15 protein-coding genes are annotated in these 14,951 nt (G+C 72.5%); 12 read left to right on the top strand and 3 right to left on the bottom strand.

Annotated elements, in window-relative coordinates:
- Positions 1 to 64: 64 nt before the first annotated feature.
- Both pafA and ACZ63E_RS30605 read left to right on the top strand, forming a co-directional pair.
- On the top strand, positions 65 to 1,423 hold the full coding sequence (pafA, locus tag ACZ63E_RS30610) for a Pup--protein ligase (RefSeq protein WP_364567011.1): 1,359 nt from the start codon (positions 65 to 67) through the stop codon (positions 1,421 to 1,423).
- A gap of 65 nt (positions 1,424 to 1,488) precedes the next feature.
- Positions 1,489 to 2,514, top strand: a complete 1,026-nt coding sequence (locus ACZ63E_RS30605) for a WD40/YVTN/BNR-like repeat-containing protein (protein WP_465305104.1) — start codon at positions 1,489 to 1,491, stop codon at positions 2,512 to 2,514.
- Here the strand turns inward: ACZ63E_RS30605 and ACZ63E_RS30600 are convergent.
- Both ACZ63E_RS30600 and ACZ63E_RS30595 read right to left on the bottom strand, forming a co-directional pair.
- A complete protein-coding gene (locus ACZ63E_RS30600; protein WP_465339609.1) occupies positions 2,511 to 3,209 on the bottom strand; it encodes an SDR family oxidoreductase in 699 nt (232 codons plus the stop codon). The genes ACZ63E_RS30605 and ACZ63E_RS30600 overlap by 4 nt on opposite strands.
- A gap of 20 nt (positions 3,210 to 3,229) precedes the next feature.
- A complete protein-coding gene (locus ACZ63E_RS30595; protein ID WP_465339607.1) occupies positions 3,230 to 4,132 on the bottom strand; it encodes an NADP-dependent oxidoreductase in 903 nt (300 codons plus the stop codon).
- A gap of 106 nt (positions 4,133 to 4,238) precedes the next feature.
- Between ACZ63E_RS30595 and ACZ63E_RS30590 the strand changes: the two genes are divergently transcribed.
- From ACZ63E_RS30590 to ACZ63E_RS30560, 7 genes are all read left to right on the top strand, one after another.
- Complete coding sequence (locus ACZ63E_RS30590) at positions 4,239 to 4,670, top strand: winged helix-turn-helix transcriptional regulator (protein WP_465339605.1); 432 nt, start codon at positions 4,239 to 4,241, stop codon at positions 4,668 to 4,670.
- A 10-nt stretch (positions 4,671 to 4,680) separates the two neighbouring features.
- The gene (locus ACZ63E_RS30585) at positions 4,681 to 5,664 is read left to right on the top strand and encodes a helix-turn-helix transcriptional regulator (protein WP_465339603.1); all 984 of its coding nucleotides are present in this window, start codon (positions 4,681 to 4,683) and stop codon (positions 5,662 to 5,664) included.
- The gene (locus tag ACZ63E_RS30580; RefSeq protein ID WP_465339602.1) at positions 5,661 to 6,641 is read left to right on the top strand and encodes a helix-turn-helix transcriptional regulator; all 981 of its coding nucleotides are present in this window, start codon (positions 5,661 to 5,663) and stop codon (positions 6,639 to 6,641) included. The genes ACZ63E_RS30585 and ACZ63E_RS30580 overlap by 4 nt, the downstream gene beginning before the upstream one ends.
- A gap of 10 nt (positions 6,642 to 6,651) precedes the next feature.
- Positions 6,652 to 6,864 (top strand): bacteriophage holin, encoded by a 213-nt coding sequence (locus tag ACZ63E_RS30575; protein ID WP_465305092.1) that lies wholly within the window; start codon positions 6,652 to 6,654, stop codon positions 6,862 to 6,864.
- 61 nt (positions 6,865 to 6,925) lie between these two features.
- Positions 6,926 to 7,222: a Sec-independent protein translocase subunit TatA gene (tatA, locus tag ACZ63E_RS30570; RefSeq protein WP_395936003.1), complete on the top strand. Its 297-nt coding sequence runs from the start codon at positions 6,926 to 6,928 to the stop codon at positions 7,220 to 7,222.
- A gap of 86 nt (positions 7,223 to 7,308) precedes the next feature.
- The gene (tatC, locus tag ACZ63E_RS30565; protein WP_465305090.1) at positions 7,309 to 8,280 is read left to right on the top strand and encodes a twin-arginine translocase subunit TatC; all 972 of its coding nucleotides are present in this window, start codon (positions 7,309 to 7,311) and stop codon (positions 8,278 to 8,280) included.
- Positions 8,280 to 9,161: a diacylglycerol/lipid kinase family protein gene (locus ACZ63E_RS30560; protein ID WP_465339601.1), complete on the top strand. Its 882-nt coding sequence runs from the start codon at positions 8,280 to 8,282 to the stop codon at positions 9,159 to 9,161. Before tatC ends, ACZ63E_RS30560 begins: the two co-directional genes overlap by 1 nt.
- On the opposite strand, the gene ACZ63E_RS30555 is transcribed toward ACZ63E_RS30560, so the two are convergent.
- The gene (locus ACZ63E_RS30555) at positions 9,158 to 9,739 is read right to left on the bottom strand and encodes a hypothetical protein (RefSeq protein WP_465339600.1); all 582 of its coding nucleotides are present in this window, start codon (positions 9,737 to 9,739) and stop codon (positions 9,158 to 9,160) included. The genes ACZ63E_RS30560 and ACZ63E_RS30555 overlap by 4 nt on opposite strands.
- A gap of 208 nt (positions 9,740 to 9,947) precedes the next feature.
- On the opposite strand from ACZ63E_RS30555, the gene ACZ63E_RS30550 reads away from it, so the two are divergent.
- From ACZ63E_RS30550 to ACZ63E_RS30540, 3 genes are all read left to right on the top strand, one after another.
- Positions 9,948 to 12,725 (top strand): DEAD/DEAH box helicase, encoded by a 2,778-nt coding sequence (locus ACZ63E_RS30550; RefSeq protein WP_465339821.1) that lies wholly within the window; start codon positions 9,948 to 9,950, stop codon positions 12,723 to 12,725.
- 160 nt (positions 12,726 to 12,885) lie between these two features.
- Positions 12,886 to 13,653: a DUF4333 domain-containing protein gene (locus ACZ63E_RS30545; protein ID WP_465305084.1), complete on the top strand. Its 768-nt coding sequence runs from the start codon at positions 12,886 to 12,888 to the stop codon at positions 13,651 to 13,653.
- A gap of 78 nt (positions 13,654 to 13,731) precedes the next feature.
- A complete protein-coding gene (locus ACZ63E_RS30540; RefSeq protein WP_465339599.1) occupies positions 13,732 to 14,934 on the top strand; it encodes a GNAT family N-acetyltransferase in 1,203 nt (400 codons plus the stop codon).
- Positions 14,935 to 14,951 lie beyond the last annotated feature (17 nt).

Genomic DNA, 14,951 nt, shown 5'->3' with positions numbered 1-14,951 from the left:
CTGGGGGCGTGTCGACGCCCGAACGGCGCACCTTCGAAGGGGGTGCAGCGCCTACTCTGGTGGAATGCAGCGGCGGATCTTTGGCATCGAGACCGAGTTCGGGGTCACGTGCACCTTCCACGGCCAGCGCAGGCTCTCGCCCGACGAGGTGGCGCGCTACCTCTTCCGGCGGGTCGTCTCGTGGGGCCGTTCTTCGAACGTTTTCCTGTCGAACGGCTCCCGGCTCTACCTCGACGTCGGCTCGCACCCCGAGTACGCGACGGCCGAGTGTGACGACCTGGTCCAGCTCGTCACGCACGACAAGGCCGGCGAGCGGATCCTCGAGGACCTGCTCGTCGACGCCGAGCGGCGGCTGGCCGACGAGGGCATCGGCGGCGACATCTTCCTGTTCAAGAACAACACGGACTCGGCCGGGAACTCCTACGGGTGTCACGAGAACTACCTGGTGACCCGCGCGGGTGAGTTTTCCCGGATCGCGGACGTGCTGCTCCCGTTCCTGGTGACCCGCCAGCTGATCTGCGGCGCCGGCAAGGTGCTGCAGACGCCGCGCGGCGCGGTCTACTGCCTCTCGCAGCGGGCGGAGCACATCTGGGAAGGCGTCTCGAGCGCGACGACGCGGTCACGGCCGATCATCAACACCCGCGACGAGCCGCACGCCGACGCCGAGCGCTACCGGCGCCTGCACGTCATCGTGGGCGACTCGAACATGGCCGAGCCGACGACCATGCTCAAGGTCGGCTCGGCGAACCTGGTGCTCGAGATGATCGAGGCGGGTGTCCAGTTCCGCGACTTCACCCTGGACAACCCGATCCGGGCGATCCGCGAGATCAGCCACGACCTCACCGGCCGCCGCCAGGTGCGCCTCGCCGGCGGCCGCGAGGCCTCGGCGCTGGACATCCAGCGCGAGTACCACGCCCGCGCCGTGCAGCACCTCAAGGACAACGGCTCGACCCCGGCGAACGAGCGGGTCGTCGAGCTGTGGGGCCGGGCGCTGGAAGCGGTCGAGCAGCAGGACTTCGGCAAGATCGACACCGAGATCGACTGGGCGATCAAGCACCGGCTGGTCGAGCGGTACCGGCACAAGCACGACCTGGACCTATCCAGCCCGCGGATCGCGCAGCTCGACCTCGCCTACCACGACATCCGCCGTGGCCGGGGCATCTTCGACCTGTTGCAGCGCAAGGGCCTGGTCCGCCGGGTCACCGACGACGGTGAGATCGAGGCCGCCAAGGACACCCCGCCGCAGACGACCCGGGCGAAGCTGCGCGGCGACTTCATCGCCGCCGCCCAGGCCGCCGGGCGCGACTTCACGGTCGACTGGGTGCACCTGAAGCTGAACGACCAGGCCCAGCGCACGGTGCTGTGCAAGGACCCGTTCCGCTCGGTCGACGAGCGCGTGGAGCGCCTGATCAGCTCGCTCTAGTCCCGCGCGCGCCCGCCCGGTGTTCCCTACGAAAGTCGCCGGGCGGGTGCGGCAGGATCTCCCGCATGCGTGTTGTGCTGCTCGTGCTCGCCCTGCTGGTCTCGGTGGCGGCTCCGGCGTCGGCGGGGGAGCACTCGCCGAAGTGGGACGTGAAGGCCACCGGCGTCACCGCTCAGTTCCGTGGCCTGTCCGCGCTCAGCGCCCGCGTCGCGTGGGTCAGCGGAACGCAGGGGACCGTCCTGCGCACCACCGACGGCGGGGCGAGCTGGAAGTCCGTCGGCCCGCCGGGTGCGGAGACGCTCGAGCTGCGGGACATCGAGGCCTTCGACGCCGACCACGCCGTGACCCTCTCGATCGGCCCGGGCGCCGACTCGCGGATCTACCGGACCGACGACGGCGGCAAGCACTGGCGCCAGACGTTCCAGAACACCGAAGCCGCCGCGTTCTACGACTGCCTGGCCTTCTTCGACCCCTGGCGCGGCCTCGCGATGAGCGACCCCGTCGACGGCCACTTCCGCGTCCAGGCCACCTTCGACGGCGGCCGCAGCTGGCGCCCGGTGCCCGACAGCGGCTTCCCGCCCGCCCTGCCCGGCGAGGCCGGGTTCGCCGCCAGCGGGCAGTGCATCACCACGTCGGGGCCGTTCGACGCCTGGCTGGCCACCGGCGGCGGCGCCACCGCCCGCGTCCTGCACTCCGGCGACGGCGGCCGCCACTGGACGGCGTCCGACACGCCGTTGCCGAGCAGCCCGTCCGCCGGCGTGTTCGCCGTCGCGTTCCGGACCCCGGGCGAGGGCATCGCGATCGGCGGCGACTACGCGAACCCGACCGCACCCGGCCCGGCCGTCGCGCTCACGAAGGACCGCGGCCGCACCTGGCGCACCCCGGGCCAGTACCCCGCCGGGTACCGCTCCGGGCTGGCCTGGCGGGGCGGCGGCGTCATCGCGGTCGGCACCGGCGGCAGCGACTACAGCCCGGACGGCGGGCGGCACTGGACCTCGTTCGACACCGGCAGCTTCGACTCGGTGGACTGCGCCGGACCGAGCTGCTGGGCCAGCGGTGCCCAGGGCCGCGTCGCGCGCCTGAGCCGCTAGAGCACCTGGCCGGTCGGGCGGACCATGATCTCGTTGACGTCCACGTGCGGCGGCTGCTGCAGCGCGTAGAGCACCGCGCGGGCGATGTCGGCCGGCTCCAGCTTCGGCTTCTTGCGCATCTCGTCGTCGAGGATGTCGGTGTCGGTGATGCCCGGGTTGACCAGCGTGACCCGCACACCGGAGCCGACGGCCTCCTCGCGGATCGAACCGGCCAGCCCGGTCACCGCCCACTTCGTCGCCGAGTACAGGCTCGCGTTGCGGATGAACCGGCCGGCGACCGAGCCGGTGATCACCAGGTGCCCTGACGACTCCGCGAGCGCGGGCAGCGTCGCTCGGGCGGTGTAGGCGGCGCCGAGCACGTTGGTGCGGACCATCTCCGCCCACCGCTCCGGGTCGTCACCGCCGGTGCCGAAGAACGACGTCCCGACGCCGACACCGGCGTTGGCGAAGGCCGCGTCGAGCCGCCCGAACCGCTCGACGGTCTTGCTCACGGCGTCCGAGATGCTCGGCCAGTCGCCGACGTCGGCGCCGAGCGCCAGCGCCCGGTCCTCGCCGAGCTCGGCGGCCAGCGCGGCGGCGGACTCGGCCTTGCGGGCCACGAGAGCGACCTTGAACCCGGTGGTGGCGGCCAGCCGCGCGGTGGCGGCGCCGAGCCCGCGTGAGGCGCCGGTGATGAGAAGAACACGATCATCCATGCGTCCAGGCTAGGCACGATTCACGGCGTCAGCACGAGCCTGCCGCGCAGCCCGCCCGCTTCCAGCCGTTCGTGGGCTTCGGCGGCCCGCGAGAGCGGCAGCACGTCGGCGACGCGCGGGGGAAGGATCCGGGCCAGCTCGGCCAGCCGCTCGCCGTCCGCGCGGATCCAGACGTTCCGCACGCGGATCCCGCGCAGGGGGATCGGCGCGGCCCCGGCGGCGAAGGCGACGAACTCCCCGCCGCCGCGGACCGCGTCGAGCGTGTCCAGGCCGAGGAGCGCGGTGTCGAGGGCGGCGTCCACCCCGCCCGGGACCAGGGCCCGGACCCGCTCGGCGAGGTCCGGGCCGCGCGGGACGAACAGGTCCGCGCCGAAGCCCCGGACGGTGGCTTCGGCGCTTTCGGCCGCGACGGCGACGACAGGCAGCTTCCGGGCGTGCGCGAGGGCGACGGCGTACCCGCCCACCGCGCCCGCCGCGCCGGTGACCAGGACGGTCCCGGTGGTTTCGACGAGATCGAGCGCCTGGGCGGCGGTGAGCGCGTTGAGGGGGAGGGTGGCCGCTTCGACGAGGGAGACGCCGGTGGGCGCGGGAGCCACGGCGGAGGCGTCCAGCACGATCTGCTCGGCGTAGGCGCCGAGCGGGAGGGCGATGCGGTCGCGCAGGCCGATCACCGCGGTGCCCACCTCGAAGCCGGAGCCCGCGTCGACCTCTCCGGCGACGTCCCAGCCGAGGCCGAGCACCGCCCGCGGCGGGATCACCCCGGCCTCGGTCAGGATCCCGGCCCGGGTGGCGACGTCGACCGGGTTGACCGCGGCCGCCGCCACCCGGATCCGCACCTGCCCGGGACCCGGCTCGGGCACCGGCACTTCGAGCTGCTCCAGCACCTCCGGGCCACCGAACCGGCGGACCACGATCGCACGCATCTTCGTCTCCTTCGCGAGGTGAACCTTCCTCGCGAACGTATGGGGAGCTACTCTCCAACGGGAAGTACGCACCCGAAGGTGCCCACGGCACGAGGAGGTTCGCCCGGTGGCCACGCGCACGGCGGAACAGCGGCGGCAGGACGAGAAGGCCGCCTACGACGCCTACCTCGCCGCCTGCCCCACCCGGAAGCTGCTCGACGAGATCGCCGGCAAGTGGGTCAGCCTGATCCTGGTCGCGCTCGGTGACGGGCCGCAGCGCTACAGCGACCTTTCGCGGCGCATCGCCGGGGTCAGCCAGAAGATGCTCACCCAGACCCTGCGGGTGCTCGAACGCGACGGCCTGGTGCGCCGCGAGGTGACCCCGTCGGTGCCCGTGCGCGTCGACTATTCCCTTACGCCGCTGGGAGAAAGCCTGCGCGCGCTGATGGCCGGGTTCAAGGACTGGGCCGAGGCGAACTTCGACGCCGTGGACGCCGCGAGGGGCGATTACGACGCGCGCACCCCGGACCTCACGATCGGGCCGGGCGGCGCGGGCTAGGCTCTACGGGGTGTCCACCGCACGCGCCGAACGGCTGGTCAATCTGGTGCTGGCCCTTCTGTCCACCCGGCAGTACCTCACTGCCGAGCGGATTCGCGGCATCGTGCCCGGATACGGGGACGCCGCCAGCGACGACGCCTACTTCCGGATGTTCGAGCGCGACAAGACCGAGCTGCGCGAGCTCGGCATCCCGCTGGAGACCGGCCGCAACTCCGCCTTCGACGCGATCGAGGGCTACCGCATCGCCCGCCGCGACTACGAGCTCGGCGAGATCGACCTCGCCCCCGACGAAGCCGCCGCGGTCGCGCTGGCGTCCCGGCTGTGGGACTCCCCGGAGCTGACCGGGCAGGCGCAGGGCGCGCTCGTGAAGCTGCGCGCCGCCGGCCTGGAGGTCGACGACCAGGCGCCGATGATCGTCGAGCCGCGCGTGCGCGCCGAACCGGCGTTCGGGCCGCTCCTGGCCGCGGTGCAGAACGGCCAGGTCGTGCGCTTCGAATACCGCCGCAGCGGCTCGCCCGAACGCATCGTGCGCACCCTCGAGCCGTGGGGTGTCGTGTCGTGGAAGGCCCGCTGGTACGTCGTCGGGCACGACCGCGACCGCGGCGCCACCCGCTGCTTCCGCCTCTCCCGCGTCACCGGCCAGGTGCGTCCGGTCGGCAAGCCCGGCGCCGTGCACCGCCCGGAAGGCGTCAACCTGCTCAAGCTCGTGTCGGTGACCGGTGACTCCGAACCGGCGCCGGTGACCACCGCGCGGCTCTGGGTCGCCGACGGCCGCGCCGCCGGGGTCCGCCGCCGCGGGAAGGTCATCGGCCGGGAGACCGTCGACGGCGAAGAGGGCGACCTCGTCGAGATCGGGTTGTACTTCCCGGAGTCCGCGGCCGACTGGATCACCGCCCAGGGCCCCGACGTCCTGGTGCTCGAACCCGACGTGCTGGCCAAGACGGTCCAGGACCGGCTCGAAGCCGTCGTGGCCCGGCAGGGGAGCGCTTCGTGAGCGGGTCCACCGACCGGATGCCGCGGCTGCTGGCGCTCGTGCCCTACCTGCTGGCGCGCCCGGGCATCCGCGTCGACGAGGCGGCGCACGACTTCGACGTCACGCCGAAGCAGCTGCGCAAGGACCTCGAGCTGCTGTGGATGTGCGGGCTGCCCGGCTACGGGCCCGGCGACCTGATCGACCTGTCCTTCGAGGGCGACACCATCGTCGTCACCCACGACGCCGGGATGAACCGCCCGCTGCGGCTCACCGGCGGCGAGGCGACCGCATTGCTGGTCGCGCTGCGCGCGCTGGCCGAGACGCCGGGCGTGGTCGACGGCGACGCGGTGCGCCGCTCCATCGCCAAGATCGAGTCCGCCGCCGGGCAGGCCCAGCCCGCCGGCGTCGTCGTCGGCGGGGGCGTGCGCGAGGGCAAGAAGACCGCGCGGACCCGCGAGCAGGTCGCCCAGGCGCTGCAGGACGGGCGGGCGCTGCGGATCCGCTACTACACCGCGTCCAAGGACCAGGTCACCGAGCGCACGGTCGACCCGATGCGGCTGCTCATCGTGCAGGCCGTCGGGTACCTGGAGGCGTGGTGCCGCCGCGCCGAGGGCGTCCGGCTGTTCCGGCTCGACCGGATCGACGAGCTGACGGTGCTCGACGAGCCGTCCCGGCCGCCCGCGCACGCCCACCCGACCGACATTTCCGACGGCGTCTTCCGTGAGCGTCCCGACCAGCGGGAAGCGGTGCTCGTCCTCGAGCCGGACGCACGCTGGGTAGCCGAGTACTACCCCTGCGAGGAGCTCGACGAGCTCGACGGCGGCCGGCTCCGCATCCGGATGCGCTACGCCGACCAGTCCTGGATGGTGCGCCTGGTGCTGGGGCTGGGCGGGGAAGCGCTGGTGGAGAGCCCGGCCGACCTCGCGGCGGACGTCGGACGCCGGGCGGCCGACGCGGTGGCCCGAGCCCGTCACCTTCCGTCAACCTGCGACCACTAGGGTGATCGACGTGCCGTACCTGCCCACCGTCGTGCTCGCCGCGATCGGCCTGCTGCTGCTCGTCGTCCTGCTGGTGCGGACCGCCAAGGTCTTGCGTGGTTTCAAGCAGACCGCAAGCATGGTGGCTACGAACACCCAGGACCGGGCCGGGCTCCTCCGCGCGCGGTCGGCCGCGCTGCGCGTCGCCTTCGCGGAGCGCCGCCGGAAACCGGAAAACCAGTAACATCCCTACCAGACGCAGATAGGAGGCCATCTTGTTCGCCAACGGATTGCAAGGATGGCATTTGATCATCTTGGTGCTGCTCGTCGTGCTGCTGTTCGGGGCCAAGCGGCTTCCCGATGCGGCGCGGTCGATCGGCAAGTCCATGAAGATCTTCAAGGCCGAGACCAAGGACCTCGCGGGCGACAAGAGCGCCTCGCACGAGGACGCCGAGCCCGTCGAGACCAAGCAGATCCCGGCCACGCCCGTCGCCCCGCCGGCGACCGCCGCGACCGACCAGCAGGTCGCCGACCTCCAGCGGCAGCTCGACGAGCTGAAGAAGCAGCAGTCCGCCGACCAGCCGCAGAAGAACGCCAGCTGAGCGGCTAGGCCACACCCGGTCCCTGGTCCACGGAGCGCGCCCCAGCCGGCGCGCTCCGGCGGACACCGACGAGAACGGAACATCCCGTGGCGGAACCCGCCTCCGGAAACGGCGACACCCGCCGGTCGAAGCGGAGCAAGCGCAGCCGTCGCAAGAACCCCGACGGCACGATGACGCTCATCGAGCACATCTACGAGTTCCGCCGCCGTCTCGGCTTCGCGCTGCTCGCCGTCGTCGTGGGCGGCATCCTGGGCTTCTTCTGGTTCAGCACCAAGGTCGGGCCGATCCCGTCGCTCGGTGAGATCGTCAAGGACCCGTACTGCGCCATCCCGCCGGACCGGCGGCTCAACGGCTACCAGGGCTGCCAGCTGCTGCAGACGGTGCCGTTCGAAGCCTTCATGATCCAGCTGAAGGTCGGCCTCGCGGCCGGCGCCGTGCTGTTCTCGCCGGCGTGGCTCTACCAGGTCTGGGCGTTCATCGCGCCCGGGCTGTACTCCAAGGAACGCAAGTACGCGCTGACGTTCGTCGGCTTCGCCTCGGTGCTGTTCGCCGCCGGTGCGGTGCTCGCGTACATGCTGTTCCCGCACGCCCTGCAGCTGCTGATGGGCTTCGGCCAGGACGAGTTCGTCACGGCGCTGACCGCCGACAAGTACATCTCGTTCATGCTGTCGCTGCTGATCATCTTCGGGATCAGCTTCGAGCTGCCGCTGCTCGTGGTGATGCTCAACCGCGTCGGCGTGGTCAAGTACCGGCAGCTGAAGAAGTGGCGCCGCGGCATCGTGTTCGCGCTGTTCGTCTTCGCCGCCTTCGTGACCCCCGGCTCGGACCCGTTCTCGATGCTCGGCCTGGCCGGCGCGCTGACCGTGCTGTTCGAGCTGTCGGTCCAGCTCGCCCGCATCCACGACCGCAAGAAGGACCGCGAACGCGCGGACGAGGGCTGGGACCAGCTGGACGACGACGAAGCGGCGCCGTTCGACTACACGCCGAGCAAGATCGACGACGAGCCGTCCACACCGACCACCTCCGGCGGCCGGTCCGGCACCGACGACATCACGTAGTGGGGATCCACGCCGCGCTCGCCGTGCACCCGGCCTCGGGGCACGGCGCGGCCGCCCGGATCATGGACACGGTCGCCGAGCGCCTGCGCGCCGCCGTCGACCGCCTCGACGTGCTGGTCGCCAACACCGTCGAAGAGTCCCGTGAGCTGATGCGGACCTCCCACGACGCGGGCCTCGACGTCCTGATCGTGCTCGGCGGGGACGGCGCCGCGCACCAGGGTGTCCAGTTCTGCGCCGACCACGACGTCGCGCTCGGGCTCGTCCCGGCCGGCACCGGCAACGACTTCGCCCGCGCCCTCGGTGTCCCCGGCGAGCCGCTGCCGGCGGTCGACGCGCTGGTGGCGGCCCTGAAGTCGGGGGCCCGGCGGCGGATCGACCTGGGCCGCCTCGGAGACACCTGGTTCGCGACCGTGCTGTGCGCGGGTTTCGACGCGAGTGTCAACGAACGCGCCAACCGGATGCGCTGGCCGTCCGGGCCGCGCCGCTACGACGTGGCGATCCTCGCCGAACTGGCCGCGTTCCGCTCCCGGCCGGTGGTGGTCGACACCGGCGCCGAGCGCCTGGAGCTCGACGCGACGCTGGTGGCGGTCGGCAACACGCGCTTCTACGGCGGCGGCGTCCCGATCTGCCCGACGGCCGACCCCGAGGACGGCGTCTTCGACGTCACCGTCGTCGGGGACGTCAGCCGCCGCGGCCTGATCCGCATGCTCCCCGGACTGCGCACCGGCAAGCACCTCACCCACCCGGCGGTCCGCACGCTGCGCGCCCGTTCGGTGTCCCTGACCGGCAACACCTGGCCCGCCTACGCCGACGGTGAGCCGCAGGGGAGCGTGCCGGTGACGGTCAGCTGCGTCCCGGGCGCGCTGACCGTCCTGGCCTAACGTTCGTATCCACCCGCCCGGGCCACCAGCTGGCGGAAGTGCGCGGGCGTCAGCAGCCGCTCGGCGCGCGTGTCCGCGAAGTACACCCCGCCGCAGCGGTGGCAGAACCAGCCCTGCTCCCACAGCTGCTTCGCCGCCGGCACCCCGCGTCGCTGACGGCGGTGCGCCCGGACCCGCCGGACGTAGAGCCACACCAGCGTCCCGGCCGCGACGTACACGCACAGCGACGGCAGCGAGATCAGCACGATCCCCAGCACCTTCGCCCCGGCCCCACCGGGCGGCGGGTCATCGGCCGCCGACAGCGGCAGCAGCAGGAAGCAGCTCCCGACCAGCGCCAGCAGCACCACCGCGGCCAGCAGACCGCCGCCGCGGCGCGGGGGAGGGAAGGGGTCGAGCGCCCGGGCGACCCCGGACACCGTGATCCCCGAAACCTGGCTGCTCGTGTAGAGGACCCCGTCACCGGCGGGCACGGCCACCACCGGCCCCTGACCCCGGTAGAACGAATGCCCGCCGTGGTAGACCGCGGGCACGTGCTGCACCTGGTCCAGCTGCCCGCAGCTCGGACACGGCTCGGTCATCACCAGCCACCTCCCGCCCTCATGCAGCCTCCGACGCCGCCCGGCCCGGACCGGTTCCCGCCACCTTGGTGTATAACGACCTATACGGCGGCCGCTTCCGGCCGACACCAGCGTGTCGGCCGGAAGCAAAAGAAGCGGTGACTGCGGGGCGCCACGCCGTCGGTCACACCGCGTGCAAACTGTCGGGGGCATGTGGAACCCTGACGAGGTGGCCAGTAGCCCTTCTCAGTCCCCGGCCGAGGCCTTCGCGGCCTCCTCGCGTCGAGGGAAGTACCCCCAGCTGACGCGCTTCGCCGCGGAAGCGTCCTTCGAGTTCGACGAGTTCCAGATCCGCGGGTGCGAAGCGCTCGAAGGCGGCCACGGTGTGCTCGTCTGCGCGCCCACCGGCGCGGGCAAGACGATCGTCGGCGAGTTCGCCGTGCACCTGGCGCTGGCCGAAGGCCGCAAGTGCTTCTACACGACGCCCATCAAGGCGCTGTCGAACCAGAAGTACGGCGACCTGGTGGCGCGTTACGGCTCGGACGCGGTCGGGCTGCTGACCGGCGACTCCTCGATCAACGGCAACGCCCAGGTGGTCGTGATGACCACCGAGGTGCTGCGCAACATGCTCTACGCCGGGTCGTCGACCATCACCGACCTCGGGTACGTGGTCATGGACGAGGTGCACTACCTCGCCGACCGGTTCCGGGGCGCGGTCTGGGAAGAGGTGATCCTGCACCTGCCCGAGCACGTCCGCGTGGTGGGGCTGTCGGCCACCGTCAGCAACGCCGAGGAGTTCGGCGAATGGCTCGTGGAGGTCCGCGGCGACACCACGGTGGTCGTCGACGAGCACCGGCCGGTGCCGCTCTGGCAGCACATGCTGGTCGGGAACCGGCTGCTGGACCTGTTCGCGGGCGAGGACGTCCATTCGGCCGGCGCCGAGCTGCGGATCAACCCGACCCTGCTGCGGCGCACCGAAGAGATCGGCCGCCAGTACGCGCCCGCGGGGTTCCGCGGTCCGCGCGGGTCGCGGCGGGGCGCACCGCGGATGCCGCGGTTCCGGCCGCCGTCCCGGGTGGACGTGGTGGAGCAGCTGGACCGGGCGGGGCTGCTGCCGGCGATCGTGTTCATCTTCTCGCGGGCCGGCTGTGACGCCGCGGTCACGCAGTGCGTGCGCTCGGGGCTGCGGCTCAACGGGCCGGACGAGGTCGAGGAGATCCGCCGGATCATCGAGGAGCGGACGTCCGAGCTGCCCGAGGGTGACCTGGGCGTGCTCGGGTACTGGGAGTGGCGGGAGGCGCTGGAGCGCGGGATCGCCGGGCACCACGCCGGGTTGCTGCCGGCGTTCAAGGAGACGGTCGAGGAGCTGTTCGTCCGCGGGCTGGTGAAGGCCGTGTTCGCCACGGAGACCCTCGCGCTCGGCATCAACATGCCGGCCCGGACGGTCGTGCTCGAACGGCTGGTGAAGTACAACGGCGAGGCGCACGTCGACCTGACGCCGGGGGAGTACACGCAGCTGACCGGGCGAGCCGGGCGGCGCGGTATCGACGTCGAGGGGCACGCCGTGGTGGCGTGGCAGCCGGGGGTCGACCCGAAGCAGGTCGCCGGGCTCGCGTCGACGCGGACCTATCCGCTGCGGTCGTCGTTCCGGCCTGGCTACAACATGGCCGTGAACCTGGTCGCCCAGGTCGGCGCGAGCTCGGCGCGGGAGCTGCTGGAGCAGTCGTTCGCGCAGTTCCAGGCCGACCGGTCGGTGGTGGGCACGGCGCGGCGGATCGAGCGGAACAAGGAAGCCCTGAAGGGCTACACCGCCGCCGTGACCGGGGAGTTCGACGAGATGCTCGAGTACGTCGAGCTGCGCGCGAAGATCTCGACGCGGGAGAAGGCGCTGTCGCGGCAGAACACGGCGGTGCGGCGGGCCGGGACCGCCGAGTCGCTGGAGAAGCTGCGCAAGGGTGACGTCATCGCCGTGCCCGCGGGCCGGCGGGCGGGGCTCGCCGTCGTCGTGGATCCCGGGCTGGACCCGATCCGCGAGCCGCGGCCGGTCGTGGTGACCGAGGACCGGTGGTCCGGACCGCTGTCGGTGGCCGACTTCCCGGCCCCGGTGGAGGCGTTGGGCCGGATCAAGCTGCCCAAGCACATCGAGCTGCGCTCGCCCAAGACCCGCCGGGACATCGCCTCGACCCTGCGCAACGCCGGGATTTCCTTGCCGGGCAGGCAGAAACGGCGGTCCGGCACGAACGAGGACGGCGAGCTGGCGGCGCTGCGGCGCGCCCTGCGCGCGCACCCGGGCCACGGGCTGGCCGAGCGGGAGGCGAACCTGCGCTGGGTCGAGCGGTACCAGCGCCTGACGGCGGAAACCCAGCAGCTGGAACGGAAGGTGGCCGCGACCACGCACTCGCTGGCGCGCGCGTTCGACCGGATCCTGGCGCTGCTGGGGGAGCGCGGCTACCTGGGGCCGGAGTCGGCCGGGGACGGCGAGGACCGCGTCACCGAGCACGGCCGGCGGCTGACCCGGCTCTACAGCGAGTCCGACCTGCTGGCCGCGGAGTGCATCCGGCACGGCGTGTGGCGCAAGCTCGGGCCGGCGGAGCTCGCCGCCGTCGTCTCGACGCTGGTGTTCGAGGCGCGCCGGGACACCGCCGGGGAGCCGCGGCTGCCCGGCGGCGCGGTGCCCGAGGCGTGGGAGGAGACCGCGCGGCTGTGGGTGGAGCTGACCGAGGACGAGCGGCGGCACCGGCTCGACCGCACCCGGGAGCCGGACGCGGGGTTCGCGTGGCCGGTCTACCGGTGGGCGCGGGGTGAGTCGCTGGAGAAGGTGCTCACGGCGGCGGAGGCGAACGGCCAGGAGCTGTCGGCGGGGGACTTCGTGCGCTGGTCACGCCAGGTGATCGACCTGCTCGACCAGATCCGGGACGTGCTCGGCAAGGGTGACCCGGTCGGCGCGGCGGCGGCCGAGGCGGTGAAGGCGCTGCGCCGGGGCGTGGTGGCCGCGGGCGCGGCGTGAACTCCGTGTCAGGCCTGCTCGCCGGCGGCGGCGGGGATGTGCGTGGACACGTGTGCTCGGCTCCGACCTGTGGTTGGATCGCGAACAACACCGTGCGTACGCGGCTTGACGACGGTTTCGGGGTGGACAGCGAGATGATCGAGGCAGGCGGAGGCAGACGATGAGCACGCCGTATGGCGGCAACGACCCACAGCAGCCCCAGTACGGGCAGCAGCCGGGCGGCGCGTACCCGCCGAGCGGCCCGCAGGAACAGCCCCAGTGGGGCCAGCAGCCGCCTTCGTACGACCCGAACCAGCAACAGCAGTGGGGCCAGCCGCAGCACCCTCAGCAGCCGCAGTACGGGCAGCAGCCTGGCGGGTACACCCCGCCGCAGCAGCCGCAGTGGGGTCAGCAGCCGCCGCCGTACGGTCAGCAGCCGGGCGGTGGGTATCCGCAGAGCGGCCCGCAGGCCCAGCCGCAGTACGGGCAGCAGCCGGGTGGGGCGTATCCGCAGAGCGGGCCGCAGGCGCAGCCACAGTATGGCCAGCAGCAGCCGGGCCAGTACGACTACGGCCAGCAGCAGCAGTTCCCCGGCGGGGCGGCTCCGGAGGGCGAGAAGCCGGAGAAGTCCAAGAAGGGCCTGCTGATCGGCATCGTGGTGCTGGTCGTGGTCGTCGCGGTGGTCGGCATCCTCGGTTTTGTCGCGCCCGGGTTCTTCAAGACTCAGGTCTTCAACAACACGCAGATGCAGACCGACGTGCAGAAGCTGCTGACGGAGACCTACAAGATCGACGGGGTCACCGGGGTGACCTGCCCGGCCGAGCAGAAGGTCGAGGACGGTGCGAAGTTCGAGTGCACCGCGACCATCGCCGGCAAGCCGCAGCAGATCACGATCACGGTGAAGGGTGACGGCGGCAACTACGAGGTGTCGCCGCCCGCCGCGAAGTAACGCGAGCGCACGAGCCGAGGTCCGGCCACCGGGGAATTCCGGTGGCCGGACCTCGGTCGTTCCGGCGATGATCCGGGCATGACCGATTTCGAGATCCGGACCCTGCGCGTCGACGAGCACCGTGCCGCGAGCAACCTCTTCCGCGACAGCTTGCACGCGGCGCCGAGCGACGACGCGGACTGGGAGCGGGCCGCCCGCGCCTACCAGCCCGGCAGGACGCTCGGGGCGTTCGACCCGGAGCTCGTCGGGACGGCGCGGTCGTTCGACGCCGAGCTGACCGTCCCGGGCGGCGCGCGGCTGCCGATGGTCGGCGTGACCGGTGTCGGCGTGCGGGCCGACCGCACGCGCCGCGGGGTGCTGCGGGCGTTGATGACGACCCAGCTGGAGGACTTCGCCGCGCGGGGTGTGGTGTTCGCGAACCTGCTCGCGTCGGAGGCGCTTATCTACGGGCGGTTCGGGTACGGCCTGGCGACCCGGTGCCGCGGCTACAGCGTCGACCGCCATCGGGTGCGGCTGCACCCGGACGTTCCTTCGAGCGGTGAGGTCGAGCTGCTGGAGCTCGACGAGGCGCTGGAAGTGTGCCCGCGCGTGTACGACGGTCTCGAGTTCCGGCCGGGCATGATGACCCGGCCCGAGGTGCTGTGGCGGCTCTACGAGAACCACGCGCGGCGCACCAGCCCGCCGGTGAAGGCGCTGGTGCACCACGGGCCCGACGGCCCGGACGGGTACGCCACCTACTACGTCGACGGCCTGCAGAAGCACCCGTGGACCAAGCAGCTGCACCTGGTGGACCTGTTCCCCGGCACGCCGGCCGCGTTCGCCGGGCTGTGGCGGTTCCTGCTCGGCATCGACCTCGTCGACCGGATCGTCGCCGACGCCCGGCCGCTCGACGAGCCGATCGAACTGATCCTCGAGGACCACCGGCGGAGCACCGTCGACCGGATCGGGGACGAGCACTGGACCCGGCTCGTCGACGTTCCGAAGGCGCTGGCGGCCCGCGAATACGGGCCTGCCGAGCCGGTGGTGGTCGAGGTGACGGACCCGGTGCTGCCCGGCAACAGCGGCACCTACCGGATCACGCCGGACGGCGCCGAGCGCACCGGCGAGCCGGCCGGGCTCGTCCTCGACGTCACCACGCTCGCGATGGTCTACTTCGGCACGTGGCGGCCGTCCGCGCTGGCCGGAGCCGGTCGCATCGTCGTGCGTGACCCGGCTGCGCCCGCGGCGGCCGACCGGCTCTTCGGCACCCGCGTGGCGTCCTGGAGCGGCACCCACTACTGAGGCGGAAAACGGGATGC

The organism is Amycolatopsis sp. NPDC104819, from assembly GCF_055583145.1.
Note: the sequence above shows the minus strand (reverse complement) of the source record. Positions and strands in the feature narration are given on the sequence as shown.

What these genes read in the sequence shown, in the direction of transcription:
- ACZ63E_RS30600 (WP_465339609.1), bottom strand. Translation starts at nt 3,209, where the DNA reads ATGGATGATCGTGTTCTTCTCATCACCGGCGCCTCACGCGGGCTCGGC.
- ACZ63E_RS30540 (WP_465339599.1), top strand. Translation starts at nt 13,732, where the DNA reads ATGACCGATTTCGAGATCCGGACCCTGCGCGTCGACGAGCACCGTGCC.
- ACZ63E_RS30545 (WP_465305084.1), top strand. Translation starts at nt 12,886, where the DNA reads ATGAGCACGCCGTATGGCGGCAACGACCCACAGCAGCCCCAGTACGGG.
- pafA (WP_364567011.1), top strand. Translation starts at nt 65, where the DNA reads ATGCAGCGGCGGATCTTTGGCATCGAGACCGAGTTCGGGGTCACGTGC.
- ACZ63E_RS30595 (WP_465339607.1), bottom strand. Translation starts at nt 4,132, where the DNA reads ATGCGTGCGATCGTGGTCCGCCGGTTCGGTGGCCCGGAGGTGCTGGAG.
- ACZ63E_RS30555 (WP_465339600.1), bottom strand. Translation starts at nt 9,739, where the DNA reads ATGACCGAGCCGTGTCCGAGCTGCGGGCAGCTGGACCAGGTGCAGCAC.
- ACZ63E_RS30605 (WP_465305104.1), top strand. Translation starts at nt 1,489, where the DNA reads ATGCGTGTTGTGCTGCTCGTGCTCGCCCTGCTGGTCTCGGTGGCGGCT.